Genomic DNA, 7862 nt, shown 5'->3' with positions numbered 1-7862 from the left:
CCCGCAGCCGCAGCGTGCGGCGCAGGTCGGCGGCGGCCCGGTCGGCGAGCGTCCGGACGGCGCCGCGGTGCCGGGCGACGTCGGCGTCGGGCAGGTCGCGGGCGAACTCGGCGTCCAGCTCCCGCGCGTTGACGAGCGCCGCGTCGACGAGCCGGGCGAAGCCGGCGCGGTCCAGCCGGCGCAGCGCGGCCGAGCCGTCCGGGTCGGCGGGCGGCAGGTGCGGCCAGAAGCCCGGCGGGGGCATGACGGCGCCGTCCTCGGCGCCGTGCGGGAACCGCCGCCGCGCGACCGTGCGGCCGTCCGCGAGCAGCCGCAGGACGCCCCGGTCGAGCATCGCCTGCACCGGCTCGGCGGCGCCGGGGAACGTCACCGCGACGGACGCCGGGCTCTGCGGCCAGCGCAGCCGTTCGCCCTCCGGGACCTCGAGGAGGCCGCCGTCCACGATCCGGTACGTCTCCGGGCGCCCGTCGTGCAGCCGCGACAGGTAGGCGTCCGTGCCGTCGAACCACGGGAACGTCCCGGTAGGCAGGGGAACGGCACGTTCGTGCACGATCCCGCCGGGGCCGTGCACGACGATGCGCTCGCCGCCCAGCCCGAGCGTGAGCAGGTCCCCGTGCAGGACGGCCGTCACCGGGCCCGTCCCGGCGTTCGGGAACCGCAGCTCCTCCGGGAGGCCCGCGCGCAGCGCCCGCCACGCGGAGTCCACCGGGTCGGCGACCTCGACGCCGGCGAGCACCGCGGCGTCCGGCACCGCCTCGGCCAGCGGGACGAGGCGGAGCAGCGCCGGCTCCAGCCCGTCGAGGTCGGCGGCGCACTCGGCGCGCCACTCGGCGAACTGCTCGGCGAGCACCCGCCGGATCGGGCCGTGCTCCAGCATCGCGCGCACCACGGCCCGGTAGTCGATGTTGCCGTAGTGCCCGAGGCCGCGGACGTACGCGTCCAGCCTCCGGCGCTCCTCCGGGGAGTCCTCGATCTTCTCGGCGATCGCCGAGAAATCGGTGTCGCGCCGCCAGCGCGGCGCCTCGTCGTCGAACCTGCTCTTCGGCTTCACCGGGGTCAGCGGGTGCGCGGCGGCCCGGCCGACGACCGGGTCGGCGGCGGGGTCGAACCGGCGGCCGGGCGGCGGGAACAACCGGTCGCCCGCGGCGGGCGCCAGCCGCAGCATCTCGCCGGCCGGGAGCGGGCCCGCGTTCCGGAACCACTCGCGCGACAGCCGCCGCCCCGCGCCGGCCAGGCCGAGCAGCCGCAGCCAGTGCCGGCGGTGCGCGGCCCGCGCCTCCGGGTCGTCGTACAGGGCGGGGTCGGGACGTGCCGCGATCAGCTCGTCGAGCCGCTCGTCGTCCGCGGCGAGCCCGCGCAGCGCCCCGTCCAGCGCCTCCCACACCGGCAGCGGCGCGCGCGGCAGCAGCCCGCCCCGCAGCAGCCGCTCCGCGACGAACCGCTCCTCGGCCGCCGGGTCGGCCGCCGCGGCCCGCGCGACGGGCAGCAGGTCGGCCACGAAGTTCGGGTAGGGGACGGTGCCCGCGTCGAAGAACGCGCCCACCGCCTCGCGCGCCCACCGGTGCGCAGTCTCCCGCTCCGGATGGGTCGCGAGCCGCCGCAGGCGGTCGTGCAGGAGGCTCGCCGTGACCGCCCCGGACGGGACGAGCGCCACGAACGTCCGCTGCGCCCGGGCCGCGTCCGCGGGCAGGCCGAGGAGCCGCGCGTGCGCGTCCTCGACGTCGCGGGCCGTGCCGAGGAGGAACGCCGCCTCGTCCGGCAGCCCCGCCGCCGCGAAGGCGCCCGCGGCGTGCTCCAGGAACTCCGGCACCGCGCCCGCGGCGAGCGCCCCCGCCGCCCGCAGCACGTCGGCCCGCGCGCCCCGCGGATCCTCCGCGGCCCGCGCCACCGCCACGTCCAGACCTGGCCATGTCTCCGACATCCGCACCCTCCTGATCGTCGCGTTCCCCAGTGCGACGATCATCGCGGCCCGGCGGATCCCCCGGCGGAAAAACCGGTTGCCGGGCACGAGGGCCCGGTTGGTACCGTCGATCCCGTGCCACGCTTGTTCTTCCTCTGATCCCCTTCCGGACGGCCCGTCCCTCGCGCAGCGCGAGCCACGGGCGGTCTGACGCTGCCATCAGCCAGCTCGAAGGCGCACCGTCCACGTGCCGTCCGCACGTGCGCGCCTCCGTCCGGAGGAAGAATGAACACCCTCTCCATCACCCTGCCCGCGCGCGCCCGCGCCCAGCTCGTCGCCGAACAGGTCCGCGTCGCCCGCGGCGGGCGCACCGTCCTCGACGGCGTCACCATGACCGTCTCGCCCGGCGCGCGCTGGGGGATCGTCGGCGAGAACGGCCGCGGCAAGACGACCCTGCTGCACGTCCTCGCGGGCGTCCTCGCACCCGACGAGGGCGACGTCCAGCGCGTCGGCACGCTCGGGCTCGCCGAGCAGGCCATGCCCGCCGGGGACGGCGCCACGGTCGGCGACGCGATCGACGCCGAGCTCGCGGACGCCCGCGCGGCGCTGCGCGCCCTCGACGACGCGACCGCCGCGCTCACCGCGGGGCGGCCCGGCGCCGACGACGCCTACACCGCCGCGCTCGACGCGGCCGAGGCCCTCGGCGCCTGGGACGCCGACCGCCGCGTCGACCTCGCCCTGGAGCACCTCGGCGCCGTCACCGACCGGGCTCGCCCGCTCGCCGAACTGTCCGTGGGGCAGCGCTACCGGGTGCGGCTCGCGTGCCTCCTCGGCGCCGAGCACGACTTCCTGCTGCTGGACGAGCCGACGAACCACCTGGACGCGTCCGGGCTCGACTTCCTCACCGCGCGGCTGCGCGCCCACGCCGGGGGCCTCGCGGTGGTGAGCCACGACCGGGCGCTGCTGTCGGACGTCGCCACGACGATCCTCGACCTCGACCCGAGCCGCGACGGGCGGCCCGCCGTGTACGGCGGCGGGTTCGCCGGATACCGGGAGGGACGCGAGGCGGAGCTGCGGCGCTGGGAGGACGAGTACGACCGGCAGCGGGCCGAGCACGCGCGGCTCACCCGCGACCTGTCGGAGGCGCGGAACCGGCTCGTCACCGGATGGCGCCCCGACAAGGGGACGGGCAGGCACCAGCGGGCGACGCGGGCGCCCGCGCTCGTCCGGTCCGTGCACCGCCGCCGCGACGACCTGGAGAAGCACGCGGTGACGGCGCCGGTGCCGCCGCTGCGGTTCCGGATGCCGGACCTCCCGGCCCGTCCGGGCGCCCGGCTGCTGACCGCGACGGACGTCCGGGTGGCGGGGCGGCTGCACCGGGAGGCGTCGGTCGCGCTGGAGTCGGGCTCGCGGCTGGTCGTGACCGGCCCGAACGGCGCGGGCAAGTCGACGCTCCTGGCGGTGCTGGCCGGGGCCCTCGAACCGACGTCCGGTTCGGTGCGGCGCGCGCGCAAGGCGCGGGTGGCGCTGCTCGAGCAGGAGTCGCCGAGCGCGAGCGGCCGCCGCGCCCGCGACGTCTTCGCCGCGCACGTCGGGCGCCTGGTGAGCAGGGGCGTCCTCGCCGAGGGCGAGGCGGTGTCGCTGGGCGACCTCGGCCTGCTGCCGGCGGCGGACGCGGGCCGGCCGATGCGCGAGCTGTCGATGGGGCAGCGGCGCCGTCTCGACCTCGCGATGGCGCTGGCCGCGCGCCCGCACGTCCTGCTGCTGGACGAGCCGTCGAACCATCTGTCGATCGCCCTCGTGGACGAGCTCACCGAGGCGCTCGACGCGACCCCGGCCGCGGTCGTCCTCGCCACCCACGACCGGCAGTTGCGGAAGGACACCGCCCCCTGGCCGCGGCTAGAGCTGACCGGGCCGGAGGAGCGGGGGCCGGGCGCGTGAGGACCGCGTAAGGACTTCGTAAGGAGCGGACGCCCCAAGCAAGATCGTCCGCGCGGTTACATTCGGGGCGCCGGGGCGGGCGGGCCCGCCCGCCCCGGCGCATCGTCCCCCGATGTTGGGAGCACTTCCATGCGCACTGCCGTCCGGATGGCCCTGGGCGCCGCCCTGCCGCTTTCATTGCTCGCGGTCGCGCCGCCGGCGTCCGCGGAGGAGACGGTCTGCGGCACCGTCACCGACGACTGGACCGTCACCACGGTCGGCATCAACGCCGCCAACGGGATCAACGACGCAGGGCAGATCGCCGGGGAGCGGACGACCGACAGTTCGACGCGGAGCGGCGTCGCGGTCGTCTGGGACGAGGGCGAGGTCACCGAGCTCGGATACCTGTGGGGCGGCTGGCTGCGGGGCCGCGACAGCCGGGCGCACGACGTCGACGACCAGGGACGCGTCGTGGGCGTGAGTTCCCAGCTCGACGGCAACGTCCACGCGTTCCTGTGGGAGAACGGCTGGATGAAGGACCTCGGCGCCTGGGGCGCGCAGTCGTGGGCGCAGGCGGTGGGCGGCGGCCACGTCGGCGGTTACCAGGAGGACCCCGCCTACGAGGGGAACTACTTCCAGAAGTGGCACGCCTCGACGTGGACGGGCGGCACCCGTAGCGAGCTGCCGGTCACGCCCGGTTCCCAGGTCATCGACGTGAACGAGCGCGGCGACGCCGTCGGCGTGCACAAGCTCGTGGATTTCCCGATCACCGGCCCGCAGGAGGAGATCGCGCACACCGCGTTCGCGCGGATCGGCGGCACCGTGCACGACCTGGGCACGGTCGGCGGCAAGTGGTCCATCGCGAACGGCGTCAACGACGACGGCCTGGTCGTCGGCCAGTCCGCCACCGACGCCGGCGGGGTGTACCGGACCGGGTTCGCCTGGACGGCGGGGAAGGGGATGCGCGAGCTCCCCGATTACGGCGTCACCGGCACCGACGCCGCCGCGGTCAACAACGCCGGGGAGATCGCGGGCTGGTTCGCCTGCCCGTCCGGGCGCAGCGGGGTCGGCGTGTGGCCGAGCCCGACGAGCGCCCCGCTGTTCCTGCCGCGGCCCGCGGGCGGCGAGCGCACGTGGGTGACCGACATCAACGACCGCGGCGACATCGTCGGGACTTCCATCTACCCGGAGGGGACCCGCGCGGTGCTGTGGCGGAAGAAGACCACCGGCTGAGCGGTGCCCGGACGCGCGTCTGCGGACGGTGCCGCGGCATCGATGCCCGGACGCGCGTCCGGCGGGCATGGTCGAGTACGGGTTCACCCTCGCCATTCGGGGCATCCCTTGGTAAAAGACGCCGTTGCGGGACGGCTCACGACGCGTCGCGTGCGGCAGTGTTCGATCTGGCCGGACTTCCGGTGAGCGGCCCGTGGTGCTCGTCTCGTGGGCGAGTGCGTGATGACCGCGGGTGCGCCTCACCGGCGCGCATGGGCGGGCCGGCCGCACCGAAGGGGAGGTCTCGCCGTGGTCATCGCAATCCTGGTGTGCGGGGTCCTCGCGTACGCGGTGTTCGACGTGGTGCGGACCCTCGTGCGGCGGCGGAAGGCGCGGGCCGCCGCGGCGGCGGCCCTCGAGGCGGCCGCCCTCGAGGCGGCGGCCGCCGCGTGGGCGGACGAGCTGGAGAGCCTCGAGCCGATGCTGTGGACCGAGGCCGACCAGGAGTGGCTGGAGAGCCGCCGGATCAGCCTGCCAAGGTGAAGCCGAGGACGCCGTCGACGTCCGCGCGGCGGACGAGCCCGCGGTTCTCCAGCGTGCGCAGGTGCGCGGCGGCCTCGCCCGTCGCCATCCGCCGGGCCTCCAGGGGCATCTCGGTCCACGGGTGCCGCCAGGTGAGGCCCGCCGCCACGTCCCACAGCGCGGTCGGGGTCGCCGACAGCAGCGCGGTCACCTCGCCGAGCCGCTCCTCGTGGTGCTCGACGATCTCGCGGACGCGGGCGGGGAGGTCGGCGAACCGGTACTGGTGGGCGGGCAGCACCTCCTCCACGGTCATCTCGCCGATGCGGGCGAGGGAGCCGAGGAACTCGCCGAGCGGGTCCACGCCGGGGATGTCGTAGGGGTACAGCCCGATGTGCGGGGTGATGCGCGGCAGGACGTGGTCGCCGGTGAAGATGCGGTCCGCGTCCTCAAGATGCAGGCAGATGTGGCCGGGGGAGTGGCCCGGGGTGTGGATCGCGCGGAGCTTGCGGCCCGGCAGGTCGACCAGGTCGCCGTCGCCCAGTTCCCGGTCGGGGATCGCGGGCGGGTCGACCCGCCCGCCGCCGCCCGCGAAGCCCTCCAGCTCCGCCGCGGACGCCCCGGCGCGCCGCATCGAGTCGTGCTCGATCCCGGTGCGCTGCGCGCGGTCGACGGAGTTGAACAGCCGCACGATGTCGGCGTCCGCGCGGTGCATGGCGATCCACGCGCCGGACGCCTCGCGCACCCGCCCGGCGAGGCCGGCGTGGTCGGGGTGGAAGTGCGTGACCACCACCCCGTGCACGTCGGCGACGTCGATCCCGAAGGTCGCGAGGCCGCCCGTCAGGGCCGCCCAGGCGTCCTCGTGCTGCCAGCCCGCGTCGATCAGGACGGGCCCGCGCGGGCTCTCCAGCGCGTACACCAGCGTGTACGCGAGCGGGTTGCCCGGGATGGGCACGGGAACGCTCCACAGGCCCCCGCCGAGATCCTCCGGTTCCGGCCGCAACGCAGACCGCCTTTCGCGCCTGGGGTAGTCCGCGCCGGGTCAGACGCGTTCGAGGATGGTCGCGGTGGACAGGGCCCCGCCGCAGCACATGGTGACGAGGGCGGTCCCCGCGTCGCGGCGCTCCAGCTCGTGCAGCGCGGTGGTGATCAGCCGGGCACCGGTGGCGCCGACGGGATGGCCGAGCGCGATCGCGCCGCCGTTGACGTTGACCTTGTCCATGTCCGGCTCGTGGACGGACGCCCACGACAGCGCGACGGACGCGAACGCCTCGTTGACCTCGGTGATGTCGATGTCGTTCATCGTCATCCCCGCGCGGGCCAGCACGCGCTCGGTGGACTGCACCGGGCCGTCCAGGTGGTAGTACGGCTCGCCGCCCACGAGCGCCTGGGCCTTGATGCGCGCGCGCGGGCGCAGGCCGAGCGCCTGGGCCTTCTCCTCGGACATGACGACGACGGCCGCGGCCCCGTCGGAGATCTGCGAGGACGTCCCGGCGGTGTGCAGGGCGTCCTCGCCGAGGACGGGCTTGAGCTTCGCGAGACCCTCGACGGTCGTCTCCCGCAGGCCCTGGTCGCGGGTCACGGTGCGGGTCTCGCCGGTCGGGGCGCCCTCGGCGTCCAGGACGGGCGCCTCGACGGGGACGATCTCGCGCTCGAACCGGCCGTCGGCCCACGCCTTGGCGGCGAGCTGCTGGGACCGGGCGCCGAACGCGTCGATGTCGGCGCGGGTGAACCCGCGGCGGGCCGCGATCCGCTCCGCGGCGCCGAACTGGTCGGGCATGTCGAGCGACCAGTCGTCCGGGCGCGGGTCGGCGGGGTAGACGTTGGCGCCGAGCGGCGTCCGGCTCATCACCTCGACGCCGCAGCCGATGGCGACGTCCACGACCCCGGCCGCCACCTGCGACGCGGCCAGGTGGACGGCCTGCTGCGCGGAGCCGCACTGGGCGTCGACGGTCGTGACGCCCGTCTGCCAGGGCAGCCCCGCGTACAGCCAGGCGTAGCGGCCCACGTGCCCGCCCTGCTCGCCCGCCTGCGTGACGCACCCGGCGAAAACCTGTTCCACCTGGTCCGGGTCGATGCCGGAGCGCTCGACGGCGGCGGTCAGCACGTGCGCCAGGACGGCCTGGGCCTTCAGGCCGGCGAGCACGCCGTTCCGCTTGCCGAGCGGCGTCCGCACGGCCTCGACGATCACCGGGTTCCCCATGCGATCTCCTTCTAGAACGAGATTCGCTTTCAAATGTAACGCGTTCTAGTTCGGGTCGGTAGGGCGGTCCCGGAGAGTGAGATCACCGGGACCCGGGGGACGCGCGCG

General features: G+C 75.9%; 5 protein-coding genes and 1 pseudogene. 3 read left to right on the top strand and 3 right to left on the bottom strand.

Annotated elements, in window-relative coordinates:
- Positions 1-1921 (bottom strand): annotated as a pseudogene (locus tag ACFQ11_RS23695) (hypothetical protein); the annotation flags it as partial.
- Between the two features lie 264 nt (positions 1922-2185).
- Between ACFQ11_RS23695 and ACFQ11_RS23690 the strand changes: the two are divergent.
- The 3 genes from ACFQ11_RS23690 (at position 2186) to ACFQ11_RS23680 (ending at position 5575) form a co-directional block, all read left to right on the top strand.
- Entirely contained in the window at positions 2186-3841 is a 1656-nt protein-coding gene (locus ACFQ11_RS23690) for an ABC-F family ATP-binding cassette domain-containing protein (RefSeq protein ID WP_378302200.1), read from the top strand.
- Positions 3842-3970: 129 nt separating this feature from the next.
- The gene (locus tag ACFQ11_RS23685; protein ID WP_378302198.1) at positions 3971-5053 is read left to right on the top strand and encodes a hypothetical protein; all 1083 of its coding nucleotides are present in this window, start codon (positions 3971-3973) and stop codon (positions 5051-5053) included.
- 288 nt (positions 5054-5341) lie between these two features.
- Positions 5342-5575, top strand: coding sequence for a hypothetical protein (locus tag ACFQ11_RS23680; protein WP_378302196.1), 234 nt, complete (start codon positions 5342-5344; stop codon positions 5573-5575).
- Here ACFQ11_RS23680 and ACFQ11_RS23675 read toward each other — a convergent pair.
- Both ACFQ11_RS23675 and ACFQ11_RS23670 read right to left on the bottom strand, forming a co-directional pair.
- A complete protein-coding gene (locus ACFQ11_RS23675) occupies positions 5559-6506 on the bottom strand; it encodes an MBL fold metallo-hydrolase (RefSeq protein ID WP_378302194.1) in 948 nt (315 codons plus the stop codon). The genes ACFQ11_RS23680 and ACFQ11_RS23675 overlap by 17 nt on opposite strands.
- A gap of 87 nt (positions 6507-6593) precedes the next feature.
- Complete coding sequence (locus tag ACFQ11_RS23670; RefSeq protein ID WP_378302192.1) at positions 6594-7754, bottom strand: steroid 3-ketoacyl-CoA thiolase; 1161 nt, start codon at positions 7752-7754, stop codon at positions 6594-6596.
- Positions 7755-7862: the final 108 nt, after the last annotated feature.

It is taken from the genome of Actinomadura sediminis (assembly GCF_042675525.1).
GTDB classification, from domain to species: Bacteria; Actinomycetota; Actinomycetes; order Streptosporangiales; family Streptosporangiaceae; genus Spirillospora; species Spirillospora sediminis.
This window is presented reverse-complemented; position numbering and strand designations above follow the sequence as displayed.